At 75.3% G+C, this 14,198-nt stretch carries 12 protein-coding genes and 1 pseudogene; 10 read left to right on the top strand and 3 right to left on the bottom strand.

Annotation, left to right across the window (positions count from 1 at the left end):
- Window position 1 precedes the first annotated feature (1 nt).
- Both ABGB16_RS05160 and ABGB16_RS05155 read left to right on the top strand, forming a co-directional pair.
- Window positions 2-1,144: a glycine betaine ABC transporter substrate-binding protein gene (locus tag ABGB16_RS05160; RefSeq protein WP_347666793.1), complete on the top strand. Its 1,143-nt coding sequence runs from the start codon at window positions 2-4 to the stop codon at window positions 1,142-1,144.
- 91 nt (window positions 1,145-1,235) lie between these two features.
- Window positions 1,236-3,287 carry a hypothetical protein gene (locus ABGB16_RS05155; RefSeq protein ID WP_347666792.1) on the top strand — a complete coding sequence of 684 codons (2,052 nt, stop codon included), beginning with the start codon at window positions 1,236-1,238 and terminating at the stop codon, window positions 3,285-3,287.
- A 45-nt stretch (window positions 3,288-3,332) separates the two neighbouring features.
- Here ABGB16_RS05155 and ABGB16_RS05150 read toward each other — a convergent pair whose 3' ends face one another.
- Together ABGB16_RS05150 and ABGB16_RS05145 are read right to left on the bottom strand one after the other, a co-directional pair.
- Window positions 3,333-4,502, bottom strand: a complete 1,170-nt coding sequence (locus tag ABGB16_RS05150; RefSeq protein ID WP_347666791.1) for an NADH-quinone oxidoreductase subunit D — start codon at window positions 4,500-4,502, stop codon at window positions 3,333-3,335.
- On the bottom strand, window positions 4,499-5,641 hold the full coding sequence (locus ABGB16_RS05145; protein ID WP_347666790.1) for an SAM-dependent methyltransferase: 1,143 nt from the start codon (window positions 5,639-5,641) through the stop codon (window positions 4,499-4,501). The genes ABGB16_RS05150 and ABGB16_RS05145 overlap by 4 nt, the downstream gene beginning before the upstream one ends.
- Window positions 5,642-5,695: 54 nt before the next feature.
- On the opposite strand from ABGB16_RS05145, the gene ABGB16_RS05140 reads away from it, so the two are divergent.
- The 8 genes and pseudogenes from ABGB16_RS05140 to ABGB16_RS05105 all read left to right on the top strand — a co-directional run bounded on the left by ABGB16_RS05140 (window position 5,696) and on the right by ABGB16_RS05105 (window position 13,327).
- Entirely contained in the window at window positions 5,696-6,115 is a 420-nt protein-coding gene (locus tag ABGB16_RS05140) for a phytase (protein ID WP_347666789.1), read from the top strand.
- A gap of 142 nt (window positions 6,116-6,257) precedes the next feature.
- Window positions 6,258-7,238: a DUF2520 domain-containing protein gene (locus ABGB16_RS05135; protein ID WP_347666788.1), complete on the top strand. Its 981-nt coding sequence runs from the start codon at window positions 6,258-6,260 to the stop codon at window positions 7,236-7,238.
- Between the two features lie 58 nt (window positions 7,239-7,296).
- Window positions 7,297-8,145 carry a pantoate--beta-alanine ligase gene (gene panC, locus ABGB16_RS05130; RefSeq protein ID WP_347666787.1) on the top strand — a complete coding sequence of 283 codons (849 nt, stop codon included), beginning with the start codon at window positions 7,297-7,299 and terminating at the stop codon, window positions 8,143-8,145.
- 26 nt (window positions 8,146-8,171) lie between these two features.
- Complete coding sequence (panD, locus tag ABGB16_RS05125) at window positions 8,172-8,597, top strand: aspartate 1-decarboxylase (RefSeq protein ID WP_347666786.1); 426 nt, start codon at window positions 8,172-8,174, stop codon at window positions 8,595-8,597.
- A 166-nt stretch (window positions 8,598-8,763) separates the two neighbouring features.
- Window positions 8,764-9,663, top strand: a complete 900-nt coding sequence (locus ABGB16_RS05120) for a septum formation family protein (protein ID WP_347666785.1) — start codon at window positions 8,764-8,766, stop codon at window positions 9,661-9,663.
- A gap of 81 nt (window positions 9,664-9,744) precedes the next feature.
- On the top strand, window positions 9,745-11,436 hold the full coding sequence (locus tag ABGB16_RS05115; protein WP_347666784.1) for an L-aspartate oxidase: 1,692 nt from the start codon (window positions 9,745-9,747) through the stop codon (window positions 11,434-11,436).
- A gap of 166 nt (window positions 11,437-11,602) precedes the next feature.
- Window positions 11,603-12,541: pseudogene (nadC, locus tag ABGB16_RS05110) on the top strand (carboxylating nicotinate-nucleotide diphosphorylase); the annotation flags it as partial.
- 27 nt (window positions 12,542-12,568) lie between these two features.
- Complete coding sequence (locus tag ABGB16_RS05105) at window positions 12,569-13,327, top strand: type III pantothenate kinase (protein WP_347666783.1); 759 nt, start codon at window positions 12,569-12,571, stop codon at window positions 13,325-13,327.
- A gap of 106 nt (window positions 13,328-13,433) precedes the next feature.
- On the opposite strand, the gene ABGB16_RS05100 is transcribed toward ABGB16_RS05105, so the two are convergent.
- Window positions 13,434-14,174 carry a class I SAM-dependent methyltransferase gene (locus ABGB16_RS05100; protein ID WP_347666782.1) on the bottom strand — a complete coding sequence of 247 codons (741 nt, stop codon included), beginning with the start codon at window positions 14,172-14,174 and terminating at the stop codon, window positions 13,434-13,436.
- Between the last annotated feature and the right edge of the window lie 24 nt (window positions 14,175-14,198).

Raw genomic sequence — 14,198 nt, 5'->3', positions numbered from 1 at the left:
AATGGCCGCCTTGAGTTGTCCGCCCCCTCCTGGAGGATGTTGGGTGAGAGATCACGGGCGATTGAAACGGACTATCGCCCGTCGGACACGCGGCCGGCCCGGAGGGGTCGCGCCGGGACACGGAAGGCGGGCTCGACCCATGCGCGCACGTACACGGCTGGCGATCGGCGCGATCGGCGCCCTCGCCGCGGCGGGTGTCCTCACCGGCTGCGGGGACGCCGGCTCCTCCGGCACCGAGGCGCCCCAGCAGGCCGCCTCGGGGGCTGGCTGCGCCCCGGTGGCGGGCGACCAACTGGTCGTCCTGACCGACGACAAGAAACTCCAGAACACCGACAACATCCTCCCGGCGGTCAACGCCAAGGTGGCCAAGCCGGAGCTGCTCGCGGCGCTGGACAAGGTCTCCGCGGCGCTGGACACCACGAAGCTGATCGGGCTCAACAAGGCCGTCGACGTCGACCGCAAGACGTCCAAGGTCGCCGCCGAGGAGTTCGCCACGGCCAACAGCCTCACGCAGGGTGTGGCCAAGGGTCCCGGCGGCACGATCGTGGTCGGCGCCGGCAACTTCAGCGAGAGCCAGACGCTGGCCGAGCTGTACAAGATCACGCTCACCGCCGCCGGGTACCAGGTCAAGGTGCAGCAGATCGGCAACCGGGAGCTCTACGAGCCGGCCCTGGAGAAGGGCGAGATCCAGGTCGTCCCGGAGTACGCGGCGACCATGGCGGAGTTCCTCAACACCAAGGCCAACGGCAAGGACGCGCAGCCGGTCTCCTCGCCCGAGCTGGACAAGACGGTCGCGGCGCTCAAGGCCGCCGGCGACAAGGCCGGCATCGTCTTCGGTACGCCGTCGGCCGCGCAGGACCAGAACGCCTTCGCCGTCACGAAGGCCTTCGCCGACAAGTACGGGGTGAACACGCTCTCCGAGCTGGCCGCCACGTGCTCCGGCAGCGCCACCGTGCTGGCCGGCCCGCCGGAGTGCCCGCAGCGTCCGAAGTGCCAGGCCGGGCTCGTCCAGGTCTACGACTTCAAGGCCGGCTCGTTCAGCTCGCTGGACGCCGGTGGTCCGCAGACCAAGAACGCGCTGAAGACGGGCAGCGCCAGCGTCGGGCTGGTCTTCTCGTCCGACGGCGCCCTCGCGGCGAGCTGACGCCGCGCCGGTCGACAATCGACGACCGCCGCTGATCAGGGCGTTCGCCCGCCGTTTCCAGCGGCCGCAACTCTCGGTAGGCTGCACAGCCATGCCCGCCTCCGCTCCCGACAGGCGTGACCCCCGGCTGCTGTCCGTGCTCTTCTGGACCGGTGTGGCGTTCGCCCCGGTCTCGGCGCTGATCCTGCTGGTCGCCGACGGCAACGGTCCGCTCCGGTTCGCCGCCGTGCTGGCCATCGTCGCCGTCGTGCTGATCGGCCTGTCCATCGCGCTGCGCGCGGGGGGCGGCGGCGCCGTCGACGCGGACGAACTGCTCGACGAGATCGAGCAGGTGCGCCGGGAGTTGCGCGGGGAGATCGTCGCCGCCGCCCAGCGCGGCAACCAGGCGCTCGACGCTTCCCAGCGGATCGAGGAGCAGGTCGTCGCGCTGCGCCGCCGGCTCGACGCCACGGCGGCCGTGATCGCCGGCGAGTCCGCGGCCCCGTCGGCGGAGCCGGCCGGCGCGGGCCGCGCCCGGGTGCCGTCCCCCGAGGGGTACGACGACGCGGGTCGCTCCCGCGACGTCGACGACGTGCCCTCCGGCCGGGCCGGGACGGCCCGCGAGGACGACGAGCCACCGATCCGCCGCCCCCAGCCGGCCCCCCGGTACGGGCGGTCCGATTCCGCCCAGCCCGGGGTCTACGGCGCGGCCCGCCCGGCCGACCCGGACGCCCGTGCCGCCCAGCCGGTCGCCGGGCACGGCCCCCGGCCGGTGGTCCGGCGCACCGAGACCGTGCACGTCACCACCCGGCACACCGTGGTGGACGGTCCGGACCCGGAGGTGGGCCTCTACGGCGGCGGGTACGCCGGCCGCTGGTCGCCCGCGCCTGAGGAGCGGCCATGGGGCGCCCCCTCGACGCCGGAGCCGGACGAGGCCGGTTGGGCCGGCTACGCCGCCGATCCGCACGACCGGTCCCGCGCCGAGCCGTCCCCCGACGACCGCTGGCCCGAACGCCCCGCCCGCCCCGAGCCCGCCTGGTCCGGCCGGCGCGAGGAGCACGTCCGCGAGGAGCACGGCTGGACGGCCGGCCGGCACGACCAGCCGGGCCGGCCCGATCAGCGCGACGAGCCCGACTGGCCCGGCCAGGCCGACTGGCCCGACCGCTCCGGCCAGCCCGACAGGCACGGACGGACCGACGAGCCGGGCTGGGGCGAGCAGCGGGACGGTCCCGCCGACGCCGGACGCTCCGACCGCTCCTGGGGTGCGCCGGCCGAGCCGGCCTCCGCCGGCACCACCGGGCGCGCCCGGCCGTACCCGGGCGAGGAGCCGGCTGCTGGACGGGCGCGGCCGTACCCGGGCGAGGAGCCTGCTGCTGGACGGGCGCGGCCGTACCCGGGCGAGGAGCCGGCTGCTGGACGGGCGCGGCCGTACCCGGGCGAGGAGCCGGCTGCCGGGCGTGCCCGGCCGTACCCGGGCGGGGAGGCCGCCGGGTCCGGGCAGTGGTCGCAGGCGCGGGCCGGGGACCGCTGGGCCGAGGTGCGCGAGGACGAACGGGGCCGGGAGGTTCGGGTCGGCGAGCGCCGGGCCGCGGCGCACGCGGACGCCTCCGGGACGGCGTACCGGGTGGAGGACCGCTGGGCCTCCGTCCGGCAGGGCGATTCCTGGCAGGGCCCGGGCGAACCGTGGCCGGGCCGGGAGCAGGCCGGCCACTGGTCCGGCGAGGACCGGGCCGGTTCCTGGCCGGACGCCGACCCGGCCCGCGGACGCCACGACGAGCCGGGTGCCGGCCCGGCCCGCGGACGCCACGACGAGCCGGACGCCGGCCCGGCCCGCGGACGCCACGACGAGCCGGGTGCGGGCCGGGACCGTGGACGCCACGACGAGGGCGGCCGTACGGGGTGGGGCGGCGAATCCTGGTCCGACCGGCCGGAGCTGCCCGAAGCCACCCCGCCGGCGCTGCCCGCAGGCGGCGTGCCGGTGCCCACCGAGTGGCGCCAGCCGGCCCAGCACGACGCCCGGTCGGCGGAGCGGTGGCGCGCGGCGGAGCCCGAGCGGGGCCGCCCGAGCCGCCACCAGCGCGCCGACGAGGAGCGGTACGGCTACCCGCCGCGCGACGAGGTGCCGCGCGCCGGGGGAGCCCGCTCCTCCGACCGCTGGCGCTGACCGGTGAGGCCGCCGCACGCAGGCGGGCCGAGCGGGTCGCCCCGCCTACTTGTCGATGTCCCCGACCACGAAGAACATCGAGCCGAGGATGGCGATCAGGTCCGGCACCAGGCAGCCCGGGAGCAGGGTGGCCAGGGCCTGCACGTTCGCGTACGACGCGGTGCGCAGCTTGAGCCGCCACGGGGTCTTCTCGCCCCGCGACACCAGGTAGTAGCCGTTGACGCCGAGCGGGTTCTCCGTCCAGGCGTACGTGTGCCCCTCCGGGGCCTTCACCACCTTCGGCAGCCGGGTGTTCACCGGCCCGGTGAGCCGGTCCACCCGCTCCAGGCACCGCTCGGCGAGGTCCAGCGAGACGTACACCTGGTCGAGCAGCACCTCGAAGCGGGCGTGGCAGTCCCCGGCGGTGCGGGTCACCACGGGCACGTCGAGCTGGTCGTAGGCCAGGTACGGCTCGTCCCGGCGCAGGTCCATGTCGAGCCCGGACGCCCGGGCGACCGGCCCGGACGCGCCGAACGCGGCGGCGTCGGCGGCGGACAGCACGCCCACCCCGACCGTACGGGCGAGGAAGATGTCGTTGCGCCGGATCAGGTTGTCCAGGTCCGGCATCCGGCGGCGTACCTCGCCGATGGCGGCCCGGGCGCGCCGCGTCCAGCCGGCCGGCACCTCCTCCTTGAGCCCGCCGACCCGGTTGTACATGTAGTGGACCCGCCCCCCGGAGGCCTCCTCCAGCACCGCCTGGATGGTCTCCCGCTCCCGGAACGCATAGAACACCGGCGTGATCGCGCCGATCTCCAGCGGGTACGAGCCGAGGAACATCAGGTGGTTGAGCACCCGGTTCAGCTCGGCCAGCGCCATCCGCAGCCAGACTGCCCGCTCCGGCACCTCCATGCCCATCAGCCGCTCCACCGCGAGCACCACGCCCAGCTCGCTGGAGAACGCCGACAGCCAGTCGTGCCGGTTGGCGAGCACGATGATCTGCCGGTAGTCGCGCACCTCGAACAGCTTCTCCGCGCCCCGGTGCATGTAGCCGACGACGGGTTCGGCGCTGATCACGCGCTCCCCGTCGAGCACCAGTCGCAGCCGCAGCACACCGTGCGTGGAGGGGTGCTGCGGGCCGATGTTGAGCACCATGTCGGTGCCGAGCTGCTCCCCACCGGCACCGGTGCCGACGGTCAGTTCGCGGAGGTCGCTGGCGTCCGTGGTCACGCCCGTCATCGTGCCATGAGCGCGTCGGCGGCGACGCCGACCGGTTGCAGCAGCCACCGGTGCCCGCCGAGCCCCGCCGGGTCGGTCAGCTCGGCCACCGCCGACGCGGCGGCCAGCGCCCGCACGTAACCGGCCGGGTCGGAGGCGGCCAGGCTCAGCGGCGGCCGAGCGCCGTCCGCCCCGAGCGCCCGCAGCGCCTCCCGCTGGCTCACCAGGGTGTACGCGCACCCGGCGACCGCCGCCCCGGCCGCGGCGACGGCGTCGAAGGCGACGTGCGCCGTCACGTCGCAGGACCCGTCGGGTACGGGTGGCACCTGCCGCCCGCCCCGGTACCCGGCCAGGCTGCCGCCGACCGGCCTGTCCTCCCTCAGATGCCCGTAGTCCACGGCCAGGGCAAGTCCCCGGTCGAGCTGCCTGACGGCCCCGGCCCACGCCTCGTCGCGGGTCCGCCCGATCTCGGCCCGGCTGGCCGCCCTGTCGATCAAGAGGTTTGCGTCAGGTCCCGGGACTCCGGCAGACGCAAACTTCTTGATCAACGATCTGTGGGGGGAGGGAGGCCACCAGGTCGCGAGCCAGTCGGCGTCAGCCTCGCTCACCCGGTCGCCCACCGCCTCCTCGCCGGTGGCGGGGTCGACCAGCACGTACCGCCAGCCGTCCTCGGCCTGCACGGCGACGTCGAGGGGCACGTTGTCCAGCCACTCCGTGGCCAGCAGCAGCCCGGTGATCCCGGCAGGGACCTCCGCGACCCAGCCGATGCCCGGCGGCAGGTCCACCGGCCGGGGGGCGACCTCGACGGCCGTGAGCCGCAGGCGGTGGGCGAGCGGCAGGGGTTCCGGGGAGCCCGCCCGCGGAGGGATCAAGCCTGACCGCCCGGAGCGGGCGGGCTCCCCGGAACCCCCCACCCCGGCGAGCGCGACCAGCGCCCGCAGCAGCTCACCCCACCCCGCCCCGACGTCCACGACATCGAGCCGCGCAGGAAAGCCGAGCAGCGCGTCGACCCGGAGGACGAGCTGGAACAGCGCCGAAGCGAACGCCGGGGAGGCGTGCACGCTCGTCCGGAAGTGGTCGGCAGGTCCGCCGGAGGACACGAAGAACCCGCCCGGCCCGTACAGCGCCCGGTGCATGGATTCCCGCCAACCGATCGACATCAGTTCATTCCTTGTTCAGGGGCCGGCACCGTGCCGACCCTACGTTCGGCAGGCATGAAGCGACTCATCACCCCCGCCCTGGCGGTCGTACCGCTGCTGGTCGGCGGCCGGTTCGCCGGCGCGCCGGAGTCGGTCGAGCGGGTCCGTGAGTACGGCGTCCCGGCGGTCTTCGACGCCGGGGAGGACGACCGCGTCACCGACTACGCGGCCGATCCCGGGTTCGGCGGCCGGATCGCCCAGGACGTGGAGGGGCTGACGATCTACCGGACGGGTGCGTCCAGCGGCACCCTCGTCGTCTCCAGCCAGGGCGACGACACCTTCTACACGTACGACCGGGCCGCCGGGCGCCCGACCGGCCTGCTCGTGGTGCACGACGGCCGGAACACGCCGGAGACCCCGGGCGAGGACGGCGAGGCCCGCCCCGACACCAACTTCAAGTTCCTCGACGCCGGCTTCCTGCGCCCGGCGTCCTGACCCCCCGACCGGGCCGCCGCGCGTCGTCGCGGCGGCCCGGTCGCACCACTGGTGAAGGTTTTCACACATCCTTGTTCGGGCTCCGTGGCCGCGGCGCATACTTGCCATCGACCGGTACCCCCTAGAGGACTGGATCGTCGCCATGAGCGCACCTCTGCGCCCGCGTCCGGCCGCCCCGTTCGGGGCCGCCGCACGGTCGGGCGGCGCCGGCACCGGCGCCCCGATCATCCTTCCCCGCGTGCTCACCGCCGGCGTCGTCGGCGCCGGCCGGGTCGGCGCCGTGCTGGGCGCCGCGCTCACCGCCGCCGGCCACCGGGTGGTCGCCGCCTCCGGCGGCTCCGGGGCCTCCACGGCCCGCCTCGCCCTGCTGCTTCCCGACGCCCGCAACCGCTCCGCCGCCGAGGTGGCCCGGGCGGCCGTCGACCTGCTGCTGATCGCCGTGCCCGACGACGCGCTCGCCGGGGTGGTGGCCGGTCTCGCCGAGGCCGGCGCGCTGCGGCCCGGCCAGGTCGTCGCGCACACCTCCGGCGCGCACGGGCTGGGTGTCCTCGCCCCGGCCGCCGCCGTCGGCGCCCGTCCGCTGGCCCTGCACCCGGCGATGACCTTCACCGGTACGCCGGACGACCTCGGCCGGCTCGCCGGCATCTCGTACGGGGTGACCGCCCCGGCGGAGCTGCGTCCGCTCGCCGCCCGGCTGGTCGCCGACCTCGGCGGGGTGCCCGAGTGGGTGGGCGAGACCGACCGCCCGCTGTACCACGCGGCGCTGGCGCACGGCGCGAACCACCTGGTCACCCTGGTGAACGAGGCGGCCGACCGGCTGCGCGACGCCGGGGTGACCCAGCCGGAGAAGGTGCTCGCCCCGTTGCTGCGGGCGGCGCTGGAGAACGCCCTGCGGCTCGGCGACGACGCGCTGACCGGCCCGGTCTCCCGGGGCGACGCGGGCACCGTACGCCGGCACCTGGAACGGCTGGCCGCGACCGCGCCGGAATCCGTGGCCCCCTACCTGGCGTTGGCCAGACGGACGGCGGACCGGGCCATCGCCGCGGGCCGGCTGCGGCCGGGCGACGCCGTGGCGTTGCTGGACGTGCTGGGTGGGACCTACCGAGAGGTGAGTAGAGCGTGAGCGCGAGGAGTGAGCCGGTTTTGCGAGCCCCGCAGTCGCGAACTGAGGTGAGTAGAGCGTGACGGAGTTGGTGCGGACCCGTGAGGAGCTGGCGAAGGCGCGCGCCGGCATGACCGGCACGGTCGGCGTGGTGACGACCATGGGCGCCCTGCACGCCGGCCACGAGGCGCTGCTGCGCGCCGCCCGGGAGCAGGCCGACCACGTGCTGGTCACGATCTTCGTCAACCCGCTCCAGTTCGGCCCGAACGAGGACTTCGACCGGTACCCGCGCACCCTCGCCGACGACCTGGAGATCTGCCGGCGGGCCGGGGCGGACGTCGTCTTCGCGCCGGGCCGGGAGGAGATGTACCCGGACGGCGAGCCCCGGGTGCGGGTCGACCCGGGCCTGCTCGGCGAGGACCTGGAGGGGCAGAGTCGTCCCGGCTTCTTCCACGGTGTGCTGACCGTGGTCCTCAAGTTGTTCCAGCTCACCCGCCCCGACCTGGCCTTCTTCGGCGAGAAGGACTACCAGCAGTTGACCCTGGTGCGGCGGATGGCCCGGGACCTCGACGTGCCGGTGCGGGTGGTCGGTGTGCCGACGGTCCGGGAGCCGGACGGGCTGGCCCTGTCCAGCCGCAACCGCTACCTCTCGCCCGACGAGCGGGAGGCGGCGCTGAGCCTGTCGGCCGCGCTGCGGGCCGGCGGGGAGGCCGCCGACCGGGGGCTGGACGCCGGCGAGGTGCTGGCCGCCGCCCACCGGGCGTTCGGCGCGGGCGCGCCCGGCGCTGAACTCGACTATCTCGTGCTGACCGACCCCGACCTGGAGCCCGGCCCGGTCTCCGGTCCGGCCCGGCTGCTGGTCGCGGCCTGGGTCGGCAACACGCGGCTCATCGACAACGCGGCGATCCGGCTCGCCCCGCGTTCCTGACCTCCCCTTTCCCCGGAAGGCGCCCCATGTACCGCACCATGCTCAAGTCCAAGATCCACCGTGCCACCGTGACCCAGGCAGACCTGCACTACGTCGGCTCGGTGACCGTCGACCAGGACCTGCTCGACGCCGCCGACCTGCTCCCCGGGGAGCAGGTGGCGATCGTGGACATCACCAACGGGGCCCGGCTGGAGACGTACGTGATCCCCGGCGAGCGGGGCAGCGGTGTGATCGGCATCAACGGTGCCGCCGCCCACCTCGTGCACCCGGGCGACCTGGTCATCCTCATCTCGTACGGGCAGATGGACGACGCGGAGGCGCGGACGTACCGGCCCCGGGTGGTGCACGTCGACGCCGACAACCGGGTGGTCGAGCTGGGCGCCGACCCGGCCGCGGTCGCCCCCGGCACGGCGGGCGACCCGACCCCGAGCCCGCTCGCCGTCGTCGGCTGACCCGGGCAGCGGCGAGTCCGGCCGTACGCTGCGGGCGTTGAACCGCGGGCGTCGGCCGGGCGCCGCCCCGGCGGGCGGATTTCCGCCCGCCTGCGCGGTCTGTCACCGGAAGGTCGTCTCTGGTTACCCTTGGGTCGCCGTGTGAGCTGGTGGCTGGGGAGGCCCGATGCGCCGTGCGATGACCGCTTTGGCCGCGGCCCTGGTCGCGGCGGTGACGCTGGCCGGATGCGGCGCCGCCGCGGGGATCGACGGCGACCTGACCGACGACTGGGCGGCCCTCGCACCCGCCGGGCCGTTCGTCCCGGCCGCCGGGGTGTGCCAGGTCGCCGACTTCACCGAGGTGGTCGCCCTGGCGGCGTACCAGCCGGTGGAGTGCGCCGTGGCGCACCGGGTGGAGACCGTGCACGTGGGGGTCTTCCGGGCCGGCAGGGGCGGGCCGCCCGCCGCCGACTCCGTGGAGCTGCGCTCCGCGTTCGCCGACTGCGACGCGCAGGCCGCCGGTTACCTCGGGGACGACTGGCGGGCCGGCCGGCTGCGGCTGGCCGTGGCGTTGCCGTCGCAGGTGGGGTGGGCGTCCGGCGCCCGCTGGTACCGCTGCGACCTGGTCGAGGTCGACACGGTCGAGGCGGGAGCCAAGGTGGTGACCCGCACCGGCAGCCTGCGGGACGCCCTGAAGGCGCCCACCTCCGCGCTGCGGCTGGGCTGCCAGCAGACCCGGTCCGCCGCCCGTCGGGGGCCGCAGGCGCTGGTGCCGGTGGCGTGCGGGACCCGGCACGACGCCGAGTTCGTCGGGGTGTGGAAGGCGCCGGACAAGCCGTACCCGGCCCGGGACGCCGACTGGGTTCCGTTCTACGCCGGCTGCCGTTCGGTCCTCGCCCGCTACGTCGGGGTGCCGGACGACGACGACCTGCGCTTCCGCAGTGGCGTGGTGGTCCGCCCGCCGGGGGCCGGCCGCTGGCGGGTGGGCGACCGGGGCGTCCGCTGCTACCTGTGGCTCAGCGACCGCACGGTCACCGTCTCGCTCCGGGGCGCCGGTCCGGCGGGGCTCCCCGTCCGGACGAAGTGACCCTGGTCGCGTCCCGTAGCCCAAACCACTCGTCCCGCCCCCCGCCGCGCGGAGTGAGGAAGCTTCGGGTTGACTGTGCTCATGGACGTTCCGACAGTCGACCTGCCCGCCCTGCCGTCGCTGCTGGCCGCGCCCGCGCCCGGCTGGGTGGAGACGACGGACGTGGTCGTGGTCGGCTCCGGGGTGGCCGGGTTGACGGCCGCGCTGCACCTGCGCGAGACCGGCCTGCACGTCACCGTGGTCACCAAGGTCAACATCGACGACGGCTCGACCCGCTGGGCGCAGGGCGGCATCGCCGCGGTGCTCGACTCGGCCGACACGCCCGCCGCGCACGCGTACGACACGGAGGTGGCCGGCGTCGGCCTGTGCGACCCGGCGGCGGTCCGGGTGCTGGTGGAGGAGGGCCCGGCCCGGCTGCGCGAGCTGATGCGGATCGGCGCGGAATTCGACCGCAACCCGGACGGTTCGCTCATGCTCACCCGGGAGGGCGGGCACCGGGCGGACCGCATCGTGCACGCGGGCGGCGACGCCACCGGCGCGGAGGTGCAGCGGGCCCTGCACGCGGCCGTCCGCCGCGACCCGTGGATCCGCCTGGTCGAGCACGCCCTCGTGCTGGACCTGCTGCGCGCCCCCGGCGACGGCCCGGGCGGGCTCGGCCCGGCCTGCGGGATCACCCTGCACATGCTCGGCGAGGGCAGCGAGGACGGGGTCGGCGCGATCCTCGCCCGCGCCGTGGTGCTCGCCACCGGCGGGATGGGCCAGATCTTCTCCGCCACCACCAACCCGGCGGTCTCCACCGGCGACGGGGTGGCCCTGGCCATGCGGGCCGGCGCGGACGTCACCGACGTGGAGTTCGTCCAGTTCCACCCGACCGCCCTGATCACCCCGCCGGGCGCGGGCGTGCCCGGGGCCGGCCGGGCGCAGCAGCCGCTGGTCTCCGAGGCGTTGCGCGGCGAGGGGGCGTACCTGGTCGACGGGGACGGCAAGCGGTTCATGGTCGGCCAGCACGAGCTGGCCGAGCTGGCCCCCCGGGACGTGGTGGCCAAGGGCATCCACCGGGTGCTGCTGGCGACCGGCGCGGACCACGTGTACCTCGACGCCCGGCACCTCGGCGGGGACTACCTGGCCGGGCGCTTCCCGACCATCGTCGCCTCCTGCCTCGCCATCGGCGTGGACCCGGCCGCCGACCTGATCCCGGTGGCCCCGGCCGCCCACTACGCCTCCGGCGGAGTACGTACGGACCTGCGCGGACGCACCTCCATCCCCGGCCTGTACGCCTGCGGCGAGGTGGCCTGCACCGGCGTCCACGGCGCGAACCGGCTGGCCAGCAACTCGCTGCTGGAGGGGCTGGTCTTCTCCCGCCGGATCGCCGAGGACGTGGCCACCGGGCTGCCCGAGCAGGCCCGTCCCGCGGCGACCGGCGCCTGGGTCGGCGGGGCGGGCTGGGTCGTGCCGGCCGGGGGCACGCCCGCCCTGCAACGGGCGATGACCCGGGGCGCCGGGGTGCTCCGGTCGGCGGACACGCTCGCCGCCACCGCGCGGACCCTCGGCGAGCTGGGCGAGGGCCGGGGCGCCCCGCGTACCGCGGACTGGGAGGCGACGAACCTGGTCACCGTGGCGTCGGCGCTGGTCGCCGCCGCGTACACCCGCCGGGAGACCCGGGGCTGCCACTGGCGGGAGGACTTCCCGACGGCAGACGAGCGGTGGCTGGGTCATACCGTCGGTGCGATCGGGGCGCAGGGCAGGCTGACGTCCCGCTGGGAGGCATCGTGAGCGCGAGGAGTGAGCCGGTTTTGCGAGCCCCGCAGTCGCGAACTACAGAGGAGTCGTCATGAGGCAGTCGACGGAGCAGGCGTTGCGGGCCGGTGGGCTCGACCCGGTGCAGGTGCGACGGGTGATCGTCACGGCGCTCGCGGAGGACCTGGGCCCGGACTTCCTCGACGTCACCAGCGTGGCAACCATCCCGGCCAGCCAGACCGACACCGCGGACCTGGTGGCCCGCGCCGACGGGGTGGTGGCCGGGCTGGCCGTCGCCGCGGCGGTGTTCGAGCTGGTCGGCGAGGTGACCGGCTTTCCGGCCGGCCCCGGCGGCGCGTACGCGGACGCGGCCGACGTGGGTGCGACGCAGGCGGACGCGGTCCACGTGAGCGCGGCGCAGGCGGACGCGGTCGACGTGAGCGCGGGCGGGTTCCAGCCGGCGGCCGGCCCGGCCGACGCGGCGACCGGTCCGGCGGTCGAGGTGTCCCTGGTGGCCCACGACGGCCAGCGGGTGGCCCGCGGCGACGTGCTGGCCACGGTCACCGGGCCGACCCGGCTGCTGCTCACCGCCGAGCGGACGGCGCTGAACCTGCTGTGCCGGATGTCGGGGGTGGCCACCCACACCCGGGCCTGGGCGGACGCGCTGGCCGGCACGAAGGCGATGGTGCTGGACACCCGCAAGACCACCCCGGGGCTGCGGGCGCTGGAGAAGTACGCGGTCCGGGCCGGCGGCGGCACGAACAAGCGGATGGGCCTGCACGACGTCGCCATGATCAAGGACAACCACAAGTTCGCGGCCGGGGGCGTCGCGGCGGCGTACCGCCGGGTCCGGGAGGCGTTCCCCGACGTGCCGGTGCAGGTGGAGGTGGACACGCTGGCCGAGGCGCTGGAGGCGGTCGAGGCCGGCGCGGACTTCCTGCTGCTGGACAACATGTCCCCGGCCACGCTGGAGTCGGTGGTCGCCGCGGTGGGGGACCGGGCCGAGCTGGAGGCGACCGGCGGGCTCACCCTGGACGTGGCGGCGGCGTACGCGGCGACCGGGGTGGACTACCTGTCGGTGGGGGCGTTGACCCACTCCTCGCCGATCCTGGACATCGCGTTGGACCTGCGCACGGAGTAGGGGTTGCGCGGCGTCTAGGCTGCGTGCGTGCTGCTGTGCATCGACATCGGAAACACCAACACCGTGCTGGCGACCTTCGACGGCGGCAAGCTGGTGCACTCCTGGCGGATCAAGACCGACGCCCGCTCCACTGCGGACGAGCTGGGTCTGATGTTCCGGGGGCTGCTCGCCGGTGACGCCGTGGAGATCACCGGGGTGGCCGCCTGCTCGACGGTGCCGGCCGCGCTGCGCTCGCTGCGTACGATGCTGGCCCGGTACTACGCCGACCTGCCGAGCGTGATCGTCGAGCCGGGGGTGCGGACGGGCGTGCAGCTCGCGATCGACAATCCGAAGGAGGTGGGCGCGGACCGGGTGGTGAACACCCTGGCGGCCTACAACCTCTTCGGCGGCCCGTCGATCGTCGTCGACTTCGGCACCACCACGAACTTCGACGTGATCAGCGGCCGGGGCGAGTTCCTGGGCGGGGCGTTCGCCCCGGGCATCGAGATCTCCTTCGACGCCCTCGCGGCCCGCGCCGCCCAGCTGCGGAAGGTGGAGGCGGCCAAGCCGCGCTCGGTGATCGGCAAGAACACCGTCGAGTGCCTCCAGTCCGGCCTGTACTTCGGCTTCGCGGGGCAGGTCGACCGGATCGTCGAGCGGATGACCGAGGAGCTGGGCGAGGTGAAGGCGGTGATCGCGACCGGCGGGCTGGCCTCGCTGGTCATCGGCGAGTGCCGCTCAATCACCCACCACGAGCCGATGATCACGCTGATCGGGCTGCGGATGGTCTACGAGCGCAACGTCTGATGCTTCGCTCCGGTGCCTCGCGCGGGGTTTCCGGGCAGCCCGGCCGGCTCCGGGCGGTCAGGCTTGATCCCTGCGCCGGCCGGGCTGCCCGGAAACCGTTCGTGGTTCAGCGCCGTCGGGATCTGAACACGAAGGTGCGGTAGGGGAGTCCGACCGTGTCCCGTCCGGCCAGGTCCGGATGGGTGGCGAAGAGGTCTTGAAGGCGGCGGTCGATCTCCTTCTGCGCGTCGGTCGACGCGGTCAGCCAGTACGAGCGGGTGTGCAGCATGCCGATCACCTCGTCGGGGGTGAGGGTGGTGGCGTGCCGGAACTCGCCCAGTTCCGCCGTCTCGAAGGCCGGGCCGAAGTCGCCGTACTTCTCGGTCACGTCGCCCGCGTTGTCGCCGAGGTGGGCGATGCGGCCCAGCTCGGCCACCCAGCCGACCCGCTCGTCCCGGGTGTTCCAGATCGGGGCGAACGTCCCGCCGGGGCGCAGCAGCCGCGCGATTTCGGGATGCGCCCGTTCCCTGTCGAACCAGTGGTAGGCCTGGCCCACCAGCACCGCGTCCGCGGCGCCGTCCGGCAGCGGCACGGACTCGGCGCTGCCCGCGAGCGCGGCCACGCCGGGGGTCGCGGCGGCGAGCTGGGCCCGCATCCCGGGGTCGGGCTCCACCGGTACCACCTCGTGCCCGGCGGCGAGCACGGCGCGGGTGAGGATGCCCGTGCCCGCGCCGAGGTCGACCACGCGGGCGGGCGCGCCCAGCCCGTCGAGCGCCCAGCGCACCGCGGCCTCCGGGTACCGCGGGCGGAACCGGTCGTATTCGGCCGCCGCCGCGCCGAACGAGAGCGCCTGAGTGGGGTGCGTCATGGGGGGCAGGTTATCCCGTAACGG

It is taken from the genome of Micromonospora sp. B11E3 (assembly GCF_039871625.1).
GTDB lineage: Bacteria > Actinomycetota > Actinomycetes > Mycobacteriales > Micromonosporaceae > Micromonospora.
Note: the sequence above shows the minus strand (reverse complement) of the source record. Positions and strands in the feature narration are given on the sequence as shown.